This window comes from Maridesulfovibrio ferrireducens (assembly GCF_016342405.1).
GTDB classification, from domain to species: domain Bacteria; phylum Desulfobacterota; class Desulfovibrionia; order Desulfovibrionales; family Desulfovibrionaceae; genus Maridesulfovibrio; species Maridesulfovibrio ferrireducens_A.
This window is the reverse complement of sequence record NZ_JAEINN010000003.1, coordinates 223,922-237,883: the sequence shown is the minus strand read 5'-3', so window position 1 is coordinate 237,883 and position 13,962 is coordinate 223,922. Positions and strand designations below refer to the sequence as shown.

Sequence of the window (13,962 nt, the reverse complement as noted above, 5' to 3'; positions counted from 1 at the left end):
GCCGGGATTGTCTTTATGACTTTTCCGGCTTTATCTGTTTGTAAAGATTATCTTTTTTAGATAATTTTATTTTTTATATTCGGCCTGATTCTGGTGGTTGATTTATCTTATTGGTTTTTTTAGGTTTTTATCGGGTTTACCCTTACCTTCATATAGAGTATGTCCGGCTCATGAAGTTTAATGTACTAACATACGGCTGTCAGATGAACGTCCACGATTCCGATTGGCTTATCCGCGCGATGGAAAGTCGAGGCTGGAAAGCAGTGGAAGAATCAGAAGCAAATATATTTATTTTGAACACGTGTTCTGTAAGGGATAAACCTGAACAGAAAGTATACAATGTTCTTAGGCGGCTCGGGTATTTATGTACATCTCCGGGTGATTTTGTAGCTGTCGGTGGATGTGTTGCTCAGCAGATTGGGGAAGGCTTTCTCGAAAGATTTCCTTATGTGAGGCTGGTTTTCGGAAGTGATGGTATTGTCCAGGCTCCTCAATATTTGGAGGAATTGGCGGTTGATCATGAAAAAAGACTGGTTTTAAACGATTTTCTAGCACAATATCCCGAACGTGAAGGCGGGCTTGTAAATCCTAATGAAGAACTTTTGCCTCCCGGAATAGGAACAATTCCCGGACAGGCATTTGTAAACATTATGCAGGGCTGCGATAATTTTTGTGCCTATTGCATTGTTCCTTACACTCGCGGTCGTCAGAAATCGCGTTTGTCTTCGGCAATAATTGATGAATGTCGCGCTCTTGTTAAGGCCGGGGTTCGTGAAATTACCTTGCTGGGGCAAAATGTAAACAGCTTTGGAATGGATAAAAACGGTAGCGACTTAAGCTTTGCGCAGCTGTTATACAAGATTGCTGAAATTGAAGGTTTGGAACGGGTCAGATTTACTACATCTCATCCTAAGGATATCGCCCCCGAAGTCATTAAGGCTTTCGGAGAGTTGCCTAATCTTTGTCCTCACTTACATCTGCCTGTACAGTCCGGTTCAGATAACATATTAAAGAAGATGGGCCGTAAATATGATCGCGCCCGCTATTTGGGAATTGTTGAAGGGCTGAAAGAAGTGTGTCCTGAGATTGCTTTAACAACTGATATCATTGTCGGTTTTCCCGGTGAAACGGATGAAGATTTCGAGCAGACAATGGACATTATGGAACGTGTCAGATTTGAAAGCAGTTTTTCCTTCAAGTATTCTGATCGTCCGGGCGTAGCAGCTTTAAAGATGATGCCTAAAGTTCCTGAGGATGTTGCTCAAAAACGACTTACTCGCTTGCAGGAAAGGCAAAAGCATATTACTAGAGAATGTCTAGAAGAGTTGTACGGCAATGATATGATCGTTTTGCTGGAAAGAAACAGCAAGTGGCAGGAAGAAGGCGGAGTGGCGTGGCGGGGCAAAGATCCCGGCGGACGAGTCGTTAACATCTTTATTGAAGGGATTGAAGGGCATCTTCCGCTTGGTGGCAAGTTGGTCAAAGCCAAGATTATAGAAGCTAAGAATCACTCTCTTGTCGGTGTTAAGGTGGGGGATTTATGGTAGAAATGAAGGTTTACGGATTGGCGGTTGATAATGACTCCGACGCTCCGGTACTTGTTCTTAAAAATGAAGAACAGGAAATCGTTCTACCTATCTGGATAGGCGCAATTGAAGCTATGGCTATTTCACTTGTGCTTGATGAAGTGGCTTTCCCCAGGCCTATGACACATGACTTGCTTCTGGATGCAATCCATGCCCTTGGCGGAAAAGTTGTCTCTGTTGATATCGTTGATATTGAAAAGGGAACTTTTTACGCTGAAATAATTATTGACAGTAACGGTGAGGTCAAAGCAATTGATTCCCGCCCATCTGATGCAATAGCTCTTGCGGTAAGAGCCGGATGCCCTGTGCGGGTGTCTCAGAAAGTGGTTGATATTGCCGGAACAAAAGAGACTGAATCGAAACTTGTTAAAGATACTGGTCATAGTGATGAATTTGAAGAGCTTTCGCCTGACGACTTCAAGTATAAAATGTAGATATTTTTTAATATAAATATAGAGAAAATTAAATGATAGATTTTCATACACATACAGTATTCAGTGACGGTGAATTGATTCCCGCGGAGCTGGCTCGCAGAGCTAGAATTGCGGGATATCGTGCGCTTGCTATGACCGATCATGCCGATTCCAGTAATATTGAGATCATTCTTGAAAATATTCACCGTTTCGCCAAGAAGCACGGCCACTTTTTTGATATAGATGTTTTCAGTGGCGTGGAACTTACTCACGTTCCTCCCGGATTGATTGGTGAAATGGTTGATCAGGCGAGAGATCTGGGCGCGCAGATAGTTGTCGTTCACGGTGAAACAATAGTTGAACCTGTTGCAGAAGGAACGAATCTTTCAGCGATTGAAGCGAAGGTTGATATTCTTGCTCATCCGGGTCTGGTTACTGAAGTAGAGGTTAAGCTTGCAGCAGAATACGGTGTCCATCTTGAAATCACTACCCGTAAGGGACACAGTCTGACTAATGGTCATGTTGTAGCGTTAGCACGCAAGTTCGGTGCAAAGCTTGTAATTAACAATGACGCACACGCGCCGGGCGATTTAGTCAGCCGTGAAATACGTCGTAAGATTGCGCTTGGTGCAGGTATGACTCCGCAGGAATATGAACAATCTGAAGAAAACTCTCGCCAACTTGTACAGCAGATGATGAAACGCGGCAGCTAAATTGGATTATTACAGCAGGGAACATGTCGTCTGAGCAGATTAAATTAGACCGGACTGCATTGGAAAATGCTATTAAGTTGATAGCGAATGCGCGATGCGCTGTGGCAATGACAGGTGCGGGATTCTCTGTAGCAAGCGGTATTCCTGATTTTCGCAGTCCCGGCGGTATCTGGTCCAAGCATGATCCTGAAAAAGTAGCATCAATCAGAGCCTTGAAGTCTGATCCTGTAACGGTTTGGAAATTCCTTTTGGAACTTGTTCGCATGACTCAGAAATGCGAACCTAATCCAGCACATTTTGCCTTATCTGAGCTTGAAGCCTCGGGGAATATTAAAGGCGTTATTACACAAAATATCGATGGCCTGCATCAGCGGGCAGGTTCTGTTAATGTCATAGAATTTCACGGCAATTGCAGTCATTTTTTCTGTTCAGAGTGTTTCGCAGTTTATGAGGCGAAAGACGTCTTTAAATTTGATGCTAAAAAACTTCCGATCAAATGCGCGGAGTGTTCAGGGATTGTTCGTCCAGATCTTGTTTTTTACGGTGAACAGATTCCGCCGCAGGCATATCAAGACGCTTTTGATTTAGCTGATCAGGCTGATCTTGTACTTGTTGCCGGAACCTCCGGTGAAGTTGTTCCAGCAAGCTTAATTCCGCCTCGAATTAAAAGTAATGGCGGAAAGATAATAGAAATTAATAAAGTTCCATCCGCTTATCACGCGATGAGTGATGTTTTTATTGAAGGTACTGTTGAAGATGTTTTGCCTGTAATAGTGCAGAATATAATTAAATAAAGGTATGGTGCTGTATGGATTTTTTACCTCAGGGCGGAATTTTCGCCATGCTCGGGTCCGCTTCAATCGTGGTAAAAGTGGTGCTTTGTCTCCTTGCAGGCATGTCTCTCTGGAGCTGGACAATTATTTTCTGGAAACTTATTTCTCTTGGCAAAGCAAGGTCTCTTGTTCTTAAAGGAAATCAAATTATGGAAGATGCAGATTCGTTATCTTCCGGTTTGACGGCAATTAATAAAACAAAATCATCTCCGTTGAACCGTATTGGTTCCGCCGCGGTTAAAGAGTACCGTATTCTTGAAAAATCCGCAGTCAGTCCGAGTCATAAACGTAGGTTGATTAAAGATACTTTGCGCAGAATTTTGAGGCAGAGAGTCAGTTCAGAAATGAAAAGATTGTCAACTTCTCTTTCCTTTCTAGCTACTTGCGCAAACGGTGCCCCGTTTATCGGTCTTTTCGGCACTGTCTGGGGAATTATGAATTCCTTCCATGCCATCGGAACAGCAAAGTCCGCAGCTCTTTCAGCAGTTGCTCCCGGTATCTCTGAAGCTCTGGTTGCAACAGCAATCGGTCTTGTTGTCGCGATACCGGCAACAATATCTTATAACTTTTTCCTTGGAGTTCTCGGCGGAATTGAAACTGAAATGGTCAATTTTGCAGGAGTGTTCCTTAATAGAGTAGAAAGAGAAGTTTCATGGGTTGAGCCTGCATCCAAACATGGTAGCGATAGCGAAGATGATTCTTCCGCAGAGGTGTAGATAATGGGAATGTACACTAACAACCGGGGAATGCTGGCTGAAATAAACGTTACTCCCTTTGTTGATGTTATGCTGGTGCTCTTGATCATTTTTATGGTTACAGCCCCGTTAATGACTCAGGGCGTTGAAGTTGATTTACCGCAAACCCGCACAGTCCGTTCCCTTCCACAGGACAATGAGCATCTTGTTTTATCGATAAATGATAAGGGCGAGATCTTTCTTGATGAATATAAAGTCGACTTTAATGAATTGCAGGGGCATCTTGAAAAGCTGGTGAAGAAGCAGAATAAAATGCTTTTTCTAAGGGCCGATAAAAGTGTTCCTTACGGTGAAGTTGTCCGAGTTATGGGCGAGATTAAAGCTGCGGGTATCGACAGAATGGGAGTTGTGGCTGAGCCAGCAGAACAGAATCGTAAAAAATAAAAAGGGTAATGACGGCTTGTTGTATACATTTAAGATGATCGGGAACTCTTTTGAAGGGCGTATTTATTGATGAGAATTATCGGTCTCTTAATCTCATTACTGCTACACGCGGGTATAATTATTCTGGCTATGACATGGTCGGCTTCTTCGCCTGTGAAAATTTCTCTTGATATGCCTGTTTATCAGGTTGATCTTGTTTCTCTTGCTCCAGCTCCTCAGGCTCCCAAAGTTGCAACTGCTCCGGTCAGTAAACCTTCTGCACATCTTTCAAAACCTGAAGCGATTCCTCTTCCTGAAGATGCTGCACTTAAAAAGATACCCAAAGCTCCGGCAAATCCAATAAAAGCTCCTGAATCAAAACCGATTCCGAAACCGATAGCTAAACCTGTACCTAAGCCGGAGCTTAAAGTTGAAAAAATTTCTTCAAAGAAAATAAAAACGACCAATCCTCCTAAAAAGAAAGTAGAGAAACCTGAAGTTAAAAAGCAGGAGAAGAAGGTTGCTCCGGTTAAGAAAGCTTCGAAAGAGAAAGTGGTTCCTAAAAAGCCGGTCAAGCCAAAAATGACGGCTGAAGAAGCTTTGGCTGCGGACCTTGCCTCAATTGGGCAGTTGGTGGAAAAGAAAGAAAAGGCGAAGCAAAGGGCTGTTGCTAAGGATTTAGCTTCTCTTACAGGCACAGCGCAGTCAACGGCTGTGCAGGCTTCTGCTGACGGGACTGCCGGAGCGTCCGGTCTTGTTCAGGTTTACGGAGCCATTGTAATGCAGGAAGTTAAAAAGCATTGGCGATATCCGGTTTTTGGACAGAAAGATAATCTATCTGCGCGCGTACAAGTTTCATTAAAAGCTTCAGGTGAAATCATTGATATTAAACTTCTTGATTCTTCGGGAAATGTAGATTTTGATGATTCAGTTTTGACTGCTTTGAGAGACACCGAGGTTCTACCTGAACCACCGGGAAGTTCAATTCGAACTATCATTGTTAACTTTAACCTGCATGACCTTGATCAGTAGGTTCGGTTTTATATTATGAGCAAAAGAAATTATTCTTATTTGCAGACTGGTGTCGTTGTTTTTGTCACGGCATTAATGCTTTTCGTGTTTTCTACGGTTAATACCAAAGCCGCAGATACTCTCTCCGTAGATATCTACGGGCCGGGGCAACGTAAAATTAATATTATTCTGCTGCCTCCGCAGACTTTGCCGGAAGGCAAGTATAGTGGAGCAAAAGGCAATAATTTGCCTTTGCCGTCTGAAGCTGGAACTTTTGAAGGGGATATTCAGAAGAATCTGGCATATCTTCCTTTTTTAAATTTTGTACCGCTTTCCAGTATCTTGGGGGGTAATCCTGCACACGGAGTAACTCCCGGAGACGTTGATCTAAAGCCTCTCCGCCTTTCAAAGGTGGATCTTGTTTTGACAACAGGATGGGAAATTCAGCCTAACGAGGAAAAAGTTCTTAAAATTAGAGTTATCGGAACGTATAATGGGCGTACAATTTTAGGGAAGCAGTATTCAAGAGTGACTGAAGAGATGCTTCCGCTGATTGCGGATAAGTTCAGTTCTTATTTGATGAAAATACTGACCGGGCGTGATGGCTTTTTTGATTCAAAGATAGCTTTTGTGAGGAAGACTGGAAAAAATAAAGAAATTTTTACGGTAAGTCCACAAGGCAGAAATCTACGTCAGCTTAGTTCCTTAGGTGGTGTAAATCTTAGTCCCAATTGGGCGCCGGACGGTAAGAAACTTGTATTCACAAGGCTTGGTTCAAGGCAGCATTTACTTTGCATATGGGATAAGAGTACAGGAAAGATTGATCAAAAAGCGTTCCCCGGAAATACTGTTATCGGGCCGGCTTTTTTGCCTGATGGAAATTTAGCGGTAACTCTGACCATGAACGGGGATTCAGATATTTTTCTGGTTAACGGCAGTTATAAGCCGCAAAAAGCTTTAGCAAAAAGCTGGGCGATTGAAGTTTCTCCAGATTTTGACCGAACTGGAAGTAAGATGGTTTTTACTTCGGGAAGATTTGGTAATCCGCATATCTTCATTTTGGATATGGTGACAGGGCAGGTTGACCGCGTAACGCGTGAAGGAAAGTATAATACTAATCCGACAATCAGTCCTGATGGACGGTTTGTAGCTTTTTCGCGTCAGACTCCTTTGGGACACAGGATTTTTGTTCATGATATGAATTCCGGACAGGAGAGACAGCTTACATTCGGGCCCGGTAATGATGAAGATCCTGCATTTGGTCCTGATGGGTATTTCTTAGCTTTTTCGTCAAGCCGGAGTGGAGATTATAAAATATATTTAACCACCCGCCATGGTGATTCTGCTATGGAGGTTCCGACTGGAGTCGGCATTGCGACTGCTCCTGCGTGGGGTAAGGCTGATAAATCATAGTTTTGTTATAGATTTTAGCACTTCTGTTTCCGTGATGACTTGATTTTTTTACAAAACACTTTAGTGTCTAAATATTGGAAGTTAAAATAAGAGTGCGTTTTCCACTTTGCGTGGGCAATCTCCTGTCCTTTAAAGTTCCTTATCAGGAGGGCAAATGAAAGCTAGAGCTATAATTTTGTGTGTGGCGTTCATGTTGATCGTCAGTTTGGGTGCCGGGTGTTCTAAGAAGCGTGTTGAGTCTTCAACTGCATCTCCTGCTGTTGAGGAAAGAATGAATAACCAGCAGGAAAACGAAAGACTCAGACAGGAAGAGGCGGCTAGGCAGGAAAGAGAAAAAGAACTTCAGGAACAGGCTCTTGAAGATGAGCGTAAGGCTGTTGAAGTTAAAAAAGAATTTGAAGTCGCGGTTGTTGAGTTGGGAAATATAGTCCATTTTGATTTTGATTCTTTTGAAATCAAACAAGAATATCGTCCTTTACTACAAGCTAAGGCTGAATTGCTAAAGAAATTTTCCAATGTAACAATTGTTATTGAAGGGTTCTGCGATGAACGCGGAACGGAAGAATACAATCTTGCACTGGGTGAGCGTCGTGCGCGTGCTGCTTATGAATTTTTGATTTTGCTTGGAGTCGCTCCGGAAAGACTTAGCATTGTAAGTTTCGGAGAAGAAAATCCCATTGATCCTGCTCATAATGAGACAGCTTGGGAAATGAACCGCAGGGCTCAATTCAGATTGGCTTACTAAGATTTTAAATTATATGTTTCAAGAATTTGATAATTAAATACCCCCGCTTTCGAAAGAAAGCGGGGGTTAATTTTTTGAGTATGAGTTTTGAATTTAGATCATTCTGAAAAGCCAGAGTGCTATAGCTGCGTAGATACCTGCAAACAGGTCATCAATCATAACGCCCCAGCCGGATTTTAACCATTTTTCAGATTGCTTAATGGGCCATGGTTTGAGGATGTCGAAAAATCTGAAAAAAATAAATCCTGCGATAATCTGCGATCCCGTCATTAGTCCGAAGGGCAGATATGTTACCCACTGTCCAAGAACCTCATCAATTATAACGCATCCTGGATCTTTTTTGCCCAGCTGAATTTCCGCTTCAGAGCTGGCTATTGCCCCAAATACGAAAAGTAAAATCAAGATGAAAATTTTGATTGAAATGGGAAATGGATAAAAACAGAACGGCGCCGTAATCGCTGCAGCAGCAGATCCCCACGTTCCGGGAGCTTTTGGCAGGTAGCCTACAGGACCGAGGGTGGCAGCATTGACGAGTATTTTGCTATACATTTTTTTCATAAAGTAAGTATCAACCTAAAATTGCTAAAAGTCCAGAATGGCAAAAGCCTGAACAGCAGACACTGTTCAGGCTCATACTAACTATTTTGGAAATGTAGTTAAGCTGGATGGACTTTATTCGGCTTAACTGTATACCCAATGCTTTTTGCCATATGTTCAAGTAGCCTTACTTCATTCGTTGCTTTTAGAATATCAAGTAATGTTCCGGCTCCAAGTTTGGCGTTCTGATCAAAAGGATTAATTTCTCTCAGGAGTGTTGAATATGGTTTGCCAATTTTTTGAGCGACTTCCTTAGCAGGACTGGTGCCTTCAAGTACTACATCTTGTGTCATTTTGGTGATTGATTCAATCATTGCAACTCTCCTTCATTAAATTCAAATCCAAAAGCTATAAAATTATAAGCCGTTAGATTTATTAATATCAGAAGGAGAGGGTCTGTAAACGTTTGAAAATGTGTATTTTAAATGTATCAGGTAGTATTTAATGGTAGGGTTTTTAAAATAGGTAGGGGGTGTGGTGGGGTTTATGCCGGGGGAACCAAAATGGATTACGCGTGTCCTTCCAAAAACTTTATAAAATCTACCTTTGGTAATGGTTTTGAGTAGTAGAACCCTTGTATCAGGTTACATCCTTCATTTTTAAGTAGTTCTATTTGGCCAGCATGCTCCACCCCTTCTGCAATAACATCAAGTCCCATTTTCCCGGCCATGCTGATTATCGCTGAAACAATAGCCATATCATTTGGATCTGTTAAAATGTCTCTTATAAATGATATGTCAATTTTAAGCGTGTTGATGGGGAGTTTTTTAAGGTAGCTGAGCGAGGAATACCCTGTTCCGAAATCGTCAATAGAAATTCTAATTCCGGTTTCACTCAAAGTTTTTAAAAGTTGAATTTTTTGTTCAACATTTTTCATAATCAAAGATTCGGTTATTTCAATTTCCAACTGTTTTTTATTTAATTTATATTTATCTAAGGCATTGATAACATTGCTTGAAAAAGATGGATCTTCAAGTTCTTTTGATGAAACATTTACGGAAACTATTAGGTCTTTATGACCTGCTTTTTCCCAGTCAGCCATATCTTTAATAGAAATTTTCATAATCTGACTGTCTATGTTTCCGATCAGATTAAGTGATTCTGCAAATTCTATAAATTGTCCGGGAGGAATAATTGTGCCGTCCTCTTTTACCCAGCGGGCAAGAGCTTCCATTCCAATTACTTTTCCTGTTTCAGAATTGATTTTGGCCTGATAGAAAGGAACAAATTCATTGGATGACAATCCCTTTCGGATAGCAGATTCCATATCAATTTTATTTTGAGCACGTATCAGCATTTGAGATGTATAAAATCTTACTTCGCTTCCAACCCCGTTCTCACCCTTCATTTGATGCATAGCTGTAGCAGCATGTTGCAGAAGCGTTTCTGCTGTTTGAGAATCATCCGGGTAGGTAGAAATTCCGATGCTTACTGTTATGAAAATTTCATATCCTTCAATTTTAAATGGATCTCGAAGCAAGCTTCTGATTTTTCTAGAAAAAAGCATGAGTGAATTGATATTTTTAAAGTCGACTAAAGCAATGGCGAACTCATCACTTCCAATTCTAGCGAAAAGGTCAGAACCTTTTATGAGTTTTTTAACTTTTTCAGCGAAAGCTTTCAGAAGTTTATCTCCAACACGGTAACCTAGAGAATCATTAACTTTTTTAAAATCGTCAAAGTCTATATAAAGTAAGGCAATTTGACATTTTTTTATTGAGCATTTTTTTATTTCTGTTCGTAACCGATCAGAGAACAGTCTGAAATTCGGGAGATTGGTGAGTACATCGTGATAGGCGTAAAAGTTAATTTTTTGTTCTTTACGCTTAAGTTCGCTCACATCATTGTTAACGCCTAAATAGTGGGTTACGTTGTGATTGGAATCATAAATAGCACTGATGCTGAGTCGTTGAGGGTATATTTCACCGTTTTTACGACGATTCCACAGTTCTCCATCCCATTTTCCGATGGTTTTTAAGGAAGCCCACATCTCTTTGTAGAATTCAGCGTTATGGTTGTCCGATTTTAATATCCGCGGATTTTTACCTTTAATATCATCAAGGGTGTAGCCCGTAATTTCAGTGAAAGCCGGGTTTATCTGCAGAGCGTGACCGGCGGCATCTGTGATTATAATTCCGTCCAGTGTGTTTTTAAAAACATTGCTCATAAACTGAATGTTTTCATTGGCCTCATGCAGTGTTTGTTCTTGGGTTTTAATATGGTTATTGAGTTTTTGACGGATTGTCAGAAGTTCGTTTTCTGTGGTCTTTATTTCAGTTATGTCGGCAGTAAGCGTTCCTACTCCCATCAAATCATTGTTCTGGTCCCATATGGGAAATTTTTTAGCGCGAAAAGTGGATTCAATACCATTTTGATCGTAGAAGGATACTTCTAACGTGACATGTTCGCCTTTGGGGAGATTAAGCGCAATCCGGTCATATTTTTCGATCTGTGCAATCTGTTCTTTTGTGGTCAGGTGTTTAAGTATCTCTTGATCTATCTTACCAATGATATCTTTACTGCTTTTGTGGCTGATTTGATTCATAAAGGCATTGTTTACAGCCAGATATTTGAGTGAAGAGTCTTTGATAATTGCAGCATGTCCAGCACAATTTAAAAAAGACTCAAGAATTTCAGAACTTTCAGGAATACTGTCAGCGAGTTTTATAGTATTGTTTTTTTTGCTGGGTAAGTTTGTAATGTTATTATTTTGCGACATGATTTCTTTAGATAAAGTGTTAGCTCTGGTTAATAAAAGTCTATTATGAGACGGCAATTGCAATATAATTTGAAAAAAGTTTAGTCTGCTATTAATTTATTAGCGTGCTATAAATATTATTCGCTTTCAACAGGGGATACAGCACCAATTGAAATTAACGATTCCATTATACGTGCCAGAGGTAATCCTACGACGTTTGTGTATGAACCGCATATTCCTTTGACTAAAAAGGCCCCCTGTCCCTGAATAGCATAAGATCCAGCTTTATCATCCGGTTCTCCGGTTGCAACGTAAGCTTTTAATGCAGCTTCGTCACAATTGATAAATTCAACTTCGGTTGTAACTGCATAACTTGTTTCTTCGCCGTTCTCGGAAATTATAGCGCAACCTGTAATTACTTTATGAGATCGTCCACATAGGCTTTTCAGCGTTTCAATGGCGTTTGTTTTGTCGGACGGTTTGCCGAGAATATCCATATCGCATGCAACAATAGTATCCGCCCCTATAACTATAGTCTGCGGGTTTGAAATAGCTACATTTCTTGCTTTCATTAAAGCCATTTCAATAGCATAATCTTCCGGCAATTGTCCTGCACGGGCTGGCGGTTCATCACAAGTTGCAGGATCAATTTTAAAATTTAGTCCAATAGATGAGAGCAGTTCCTCTCTCCGAGGTGACCCGGAACCGAGTACTAATGATTTTAATGTATTATATATCTTCATGTAGGTGAAATCTTGTTTGTGTTAAGTAAAAACTATATTGAACCAAAAAATAAATTTGTTCTTTAATAAACCTAGTCTGTCAAGGGGCAGCTTTAATAATCAGAAAAATAATATGAAAAAAATTGATTTAATAGAATACTACTTTATGAGTTGTGCCTGTTGCTCTTTCTTTAGTCTAAAGGTAATGGGGTGAAGAATATTAGATTAGGAGTTGTTGAATGAAAGTTTGCATCTGGGGAGCAAGAGGTTCTCTACCTGCTACATATAATGCCGATAGGGCCAGAGCAAAGGTAAAAGCTGCTTTGGAAATTGCGGTTGCGCGTGGAATTGATTCCACGACTGATTTAGATTCATTTATTGATAATGAACTTCCTTTTCCCGTTCGTGGGTCTTACGGAACCAATACTCCGTGTATCCAGATCGGTACAACGGGTGATGACTATCTAATCTGCGATTGCGGAACAGGTCTTCGTGATTTAGGAAATGTAATCATGGCTGAGCGGTTTGGCAAACCCGGGGCTCATTTTCACATCCTTATTTCTCATCTTCACTGGGATCATCTGCAAGGTTTTCCTTTTTTTATTCCAGCATATGTGAAGGGCAATAAACTTTCTTTTTATGGCGGGCATCCAGGTATTGAGAATGTCTTCCGTACCCAGCAAAGTGAGCCGTTTTTCCCTGTAAAATTTGATAACCTTGCAGCTGAATTTGAATTCACGCGTCTTTCTACCGGACAGGAATTAGAAATTGCCGGTATTAATGTTAAGGTTAAAGCTCAATATCATCCGGGCGGATCATTCGGTTATCGTTTTGAAAAAAATGGGAAAGTGGTTGTTTATTCTACAGATTGTGAACATAAAAGCGCGACGGCTCTGTCTGATATAGAATTTGTAGAATTTTTTAAAGACGCTGATCTTTTGATTATGGATGCTCAGTATTCTTTTGCCGAGGCCAATTCAATTAAAGAGGATTGGGGCCATTCAAACAATATTATAGCTGTTGAACTCTCAGGACATGCCGGAGTTAAGACTTTATGCCTGTTCCATCAGGAACCTGTTCTCGATGATTTTGAATTGGAAAAATTTCTCGAAGATACAAGATCTTACGCCGAGTTTGCTGAGCGTAAACCTGATAAAATAATTATGGCTCAGGATGGTCTTTGTATTGATCTTTAGGTCTTTTTTGTAATTTAACGGTTGTTCTTTTTTTGACACTTTTTGTTTCTATCTTCTTTAATTTCTTTTTTATGACTCATAACATGATAAAATTATTGCATTAATTAGTTTGGCATTACCCTTGCTGTAGAGATGGTGAAACGTTCGGGCGTGGCCCGTATTTTTTGATCATGGAGCAATGGTATGAAAAACGATGAATTCAAATGTGATTTAGATCTGATGGAATTCGGTTCTTCGGACTCTGATACATCCGGTATGGGCGGGTGGTCTGTTCCGTGGGCTGATCTTATGATGGTAATGTTTGTCCTTTTCGTCGTGCTGTTTATTTACAGTCAGTCCAAAGAAAATATTAAAGTTATTTTCAGCGGCAATGCTCAGTCACAAGTATCCCCCAATCCTGTCGACAATCTGATTGATATGCTTTCAGTTCATCGCGAAGCAATGAGTGGAAGCACTAAGGTTGTTTTGACTCCTCAAGATGTACTTTATCGCAGCAATGACGGTGCAATAAGTATGGCAAGCGAGGATGACGGGCAGCTTAAAATTATTATGCGCGGAGATGCTTTTTTTGCTCCGGGTAGAAGTAGTTTTGAGCCGAAAACTTTGCAATATCTTGCTGAGGTCGCTGAAATTTTGCGAACCAGCAATCATGCCATACATATCGTAGGACATACCGATCATAGTGATGTCGCTAAATCCGGAAAGATTTCCGCCTTTGAATTATCTGCCCGCCGTGCTGCGCAGGTTGCACAATATTTTATCAGTGAAAAGTCTATCGATCCCGCTCGTATTCTTGTAAGCGGACGCGGTGGAACTGTTCCTGAACTTCCTGATTCCATGGAAAAGGTTTCGGGGAACAATCGCCGTGTTGAGATCGTTGTCATCAACACTGACTTCAATGCCGAGTAAGGAGGTAA

The 13,962-nt window shown here is 40.9% G+C and carries 15 protein-coding genes; 11 read left to right on the top strand and 4 right to left on the bottom strand.

Annotated features, from left to right (window positions below):
* The first annotated feature begins 170 nt into the window (after positions 1 to 170).
* The 9 genes from miaB to pal all read left to right on the top strand — a co-directional run bounded on the left by miaB (position 171) and on the right by pal (position 7,832).
* Positions 171 to 1,547: a tRNA (N6-isopentenyl adenosine(37)-C2)-methylthiotransferase MiaB gene (gene miaB, locus JEY82_RS04935; protein ID WP_304083234.1), complete on the top strand. Its 1,377-nt coding sequence runs from the start codon at positions 171 to 173 to the stop codon at positions 1,545 to 1,547.
* On the top strand, positions 1,541 to 2,020 hold the full coding sequence (locus tag JEY82_RS04930; RefSeq protein WP_092160921.1) for a bifunctional nuclease family protein: 480 nt from the start codon (positions 1,541 to 1,543) through the stop codon (positions 2,018 to 2,020). Before miaB ends, JEY82_RS04930 begins: the two co-directional genes overlap by 7 nt.
* 32 nt (positions 2,021 to 2,052) lie before the next feature.
* Entirely contained in the window at positions 2,053 to 2,712 is a 660-nt protein-coding gene (locus tag JEY82_RS04925) for a histidinol phosphate phosphatase domain-containing protein (RefSeq protein ID WP_304083229.1), read from the top strand.
* A 23-nt stretch (positions 2,713 to 2,735) separates the two neighbouring features.
* Positions 2,736 to 3,506 (top strand): NAD-dependent deacylase, encoded by a 771-nt coding sequence (locus JEY82_RS04920; RefSeq protein WP_304083226.1) that lies wholly within the window; start codon positions 2,736 to 2,738, stop codon positions 3,504 to 3,506.
* A 14-nt stretch (positions 3,507 to 3,520) separates the two neighbouring features.
* Positions 3,521 to 4,261: a MotA/TolQ/ExbB proton channel family protein gene (locus tag JEY82_RS04915; RefSeq protein WP_304083224.1), complete on the top strand. Its 741-nt coding sequence runs from the start codon at positions 3,521 to 3,523 to the stop codon at positions 4,259 to 4,261.
* A gap of 3 nt (positions 4,262 to 4,264) precedes the next feature.
* Positions 4,265 to 4,684, top strand: a complete 420-nt coding sequence (gene tolR / locus JEY82_RS04910; protein WP_304083221.1) for a protein TolR — start codon at positions 4,265 to 4,267, stop codon at positions 4,682 to 4,684.
* A gap of 69 nt (positions 4,685 to 4,753) precedes the next feature.
* Positions 4,754 to 5,695, top strand: a complete 942-nt coding sequence (locus JEY82_RS04905) for a TonB family protein (RefSeq protein WP_304083219.1) — start codon at positions 4,754 to 4,756, stop codon at positions 5,693 to 5,695.
* 15 nt (positions 5,696 to 5,710) lie between these two features.
* Positions 5,711 to 7,087, top strand: a complete 1,377-nt coding sequence (locus tag JEY82_RS04900) for a protein tolB (protein WP_304083217.1) — start codon at positions 5,711 to 5,713, stop codon at positions 7,085 to 7,087.
* Between the two features lie 154 nt (positions 7,088 to 7,241).
* Positions 7,242 to 7,832: a peptidoglycan-associated lipoprotein Pal gene (gene pal, locus JEY82_RS04895; RefSeq protein WP_304083214.1), complete on the top strand. Its 591-nt coding sequence runs from the start codon at positions 7,242 to 7,244 to the stop codon at positions 7,830 to 7,832.
* A gap of 93 nt (positions 7,833 to 7,925) precedes the next feature.
* Here the strand turns inward: pal and JEY82_RS04890 are convergent, their stop codons facing one another.
* The 4 genes from JEY82_RS04890 to JEY82_RS04875 form a co-directional block, all read right to left on the bottom strand.
* Positions 7,926 to 8,390: a phosphatidylglycerophosphatase A gene (locus tag JEY82_RS04890; protein ID WP_304083211.1), complete on the bottom strand. Its 465-nt coding sequence runs from the start codon at positions 8,388 to 8,390 to the stop codon at positions 7,926 to 7,928.
* A 98-nt stretch (positions 8,391 to 8,488) separates the two neighbouring features.
* Entirely contained in the window at positions 8,489 to 8,743 is a 255-nt protein-coding gene (locus tag JEY82_RS04885; protein ID WP_304083209.1) for a phage regulatory CII family protein, read from the bottom strand.
* Positions 8,744 to 8,937: 194 nt separating this feature from the next.
* On the bottom strand, positions 8,938 to 11,148 hold the full coding sequence (locus JEY82_RS04880) for an EAL domain-containing protein (protein ID WP_304083206.1): 2,211 nt from the start codon (positions 11,146 to 11,148) through the stop codon (positions 8,938 to 8,940).
* Positions 11,149 to 11,264: 116 nt separating this feature from the next.
* The gene (locus tag JEY82_RS04875) at positions 11,265 to 11,870 is read right to left on the bottom strand and encodes a nucleoside triphosphate pyrophosphatase (RefSeq protein WP_304083204.1); all 606 of its coding nucleotides are present in this window, start codon (positions 11,868 to 11,870) and stop codon (positions 11,265 to 11,267) included.
* Between the two features lie 218 nt (positions 11,871 to 12,088).
* Here JEY82_RS04875 and JEY82_RS04870 point away from each other — a divergent pair, with 218 nt between their 5' ends.
* Positions 12,089 to 13,045 (top strand): MBL fold metallo-hydrolase, encoded by a 957-nt coding sequence (locus JEY82_RS04870; RefSeq protein ID WP_304083203.1) that lies wholly within the window; start codon positions 12,089 to 12,091, stop codon positions 13,043 to 13,045.
* Positions 13,046 to 13,228: 183 nt separating this feature from the next.
* Positions 13,229 to 13,954 (top strand): OmpA family protein, encoded by a 726-nt coding sequence (locus JEY82_RS04865; RefSeq protein WP_304083202.1) that lies wholly within the window; start codon positions 13,229 to 13,231, stop codon positions 13,952 to 13,954.
* Positions 13,955 to 13,962: the final 8 nt, after the last annotated feature.

Excerpts from the sequence above, each read along its gene's own strand:
- JEY82_RS04905 (WP_304083219.1), top strand. The coding sequence starts at position 4,754 with ATGAGAATTATCGGTCTCTTAATCTCATTACTGCTACACGCGGGTATA.
- JEY82_RS04885 (WP_304083209.1), bottom strand. The coding sequence starts at position 8,743 with ATGATTGAATCAATCACCAAAATGACACAAGATGTAGTACTTGAAGGC.
- JEY82_RS04900 (WP_304083217.1), top strand. The coding sequence starts at position 5,711 with ATGAGCAAAAGAAATTATTCTTATTTGCAGACTGGTGTCGTTGTTTTT.
- JEY82_RS04915 (WP_304083224.1), top strand. The coding sequence starts at position 3,521 with ATGGATTTTTTACCTCAGGGCGGAATTTTCGCCATGCTCGGGTCCGCT.
- tolR (WP_304083221.1), top strand. The coding sequence starts at position 4,265 with ATGGGAATGTACACTAACAACCGGGGAATGCTGGCTGAAATAAACGTT.
- JEY82_RS04865 (WP_304083202.1), top strand. The coding sequence starts at position 13,229 with ATGAAAAACGATGAATTCAAATGTGATTTAGATCTGATGGAATTCGGT.
- JEY82_RS04870 (WP_304083203.1), top strand. The coding sequence starts at position 12,089 with ATGAAAGTTTGCATCTGGGGAGCAAGAGGTTCTCTACCTGCTACATAT.
- JEY82_RS04925 (WP_304083229.1), top strand. The coding sequence starts at position 2,053 with ATGATAGATTTTCATACACATACAGTATTCAGTGACGGTGAATTGATT.
- JEY82_RS04880 (WP_304083206.1), bottom strand. The coding sequence starts at position 11,148 with ATGTCGCAAAATAATAACATTACAAACTTACCCAGCAAAAAAAACAAT.
- JEY82_RS04875 (WP_304083204.1), bottom strand. The coding sequence starts at position 11,870 with ATGAAGATATATAATACATTAAAATCATTAGTACTCGGTTCCGGGTCA.
- JEY82_RS04890 (WP_304083211.1), bottom strand. The coding sequence starts at position 8,390 with ATGAAAAAAATGTATAGCAAAATACTCGTCAATGCTGCCACCCTCGGT.
- JEY82_RS04930 (WP_092160921.1), top strand. The coding sequence starts at position 1,541 with ATGGTAGAAATGAAGGTTTACGGATTGGCGGTTGATAATGACTCCGAC.
- miaB (WP_304083234.1), top strand. The coding sequence starts at position 171 with ATGAAGTTTAATGTACTAACATACGGCTGTCAGATGAACGTCCACGAT.
- pal (WP_304083214.1), top strand. The coding sequence starts at position 7,242 with ATGAAAGCTAGAGCTATAATTTTGTGTGTGGCGTTCATGTTGATCGTC.
- JEY82_RS04920 (WP_304083226.1), top strand. The coding sequence starts at position 2,736 with ATGTCGTCTGAGCAGATTAAATTAGACCGGACTGCATTGGAAAATGCT.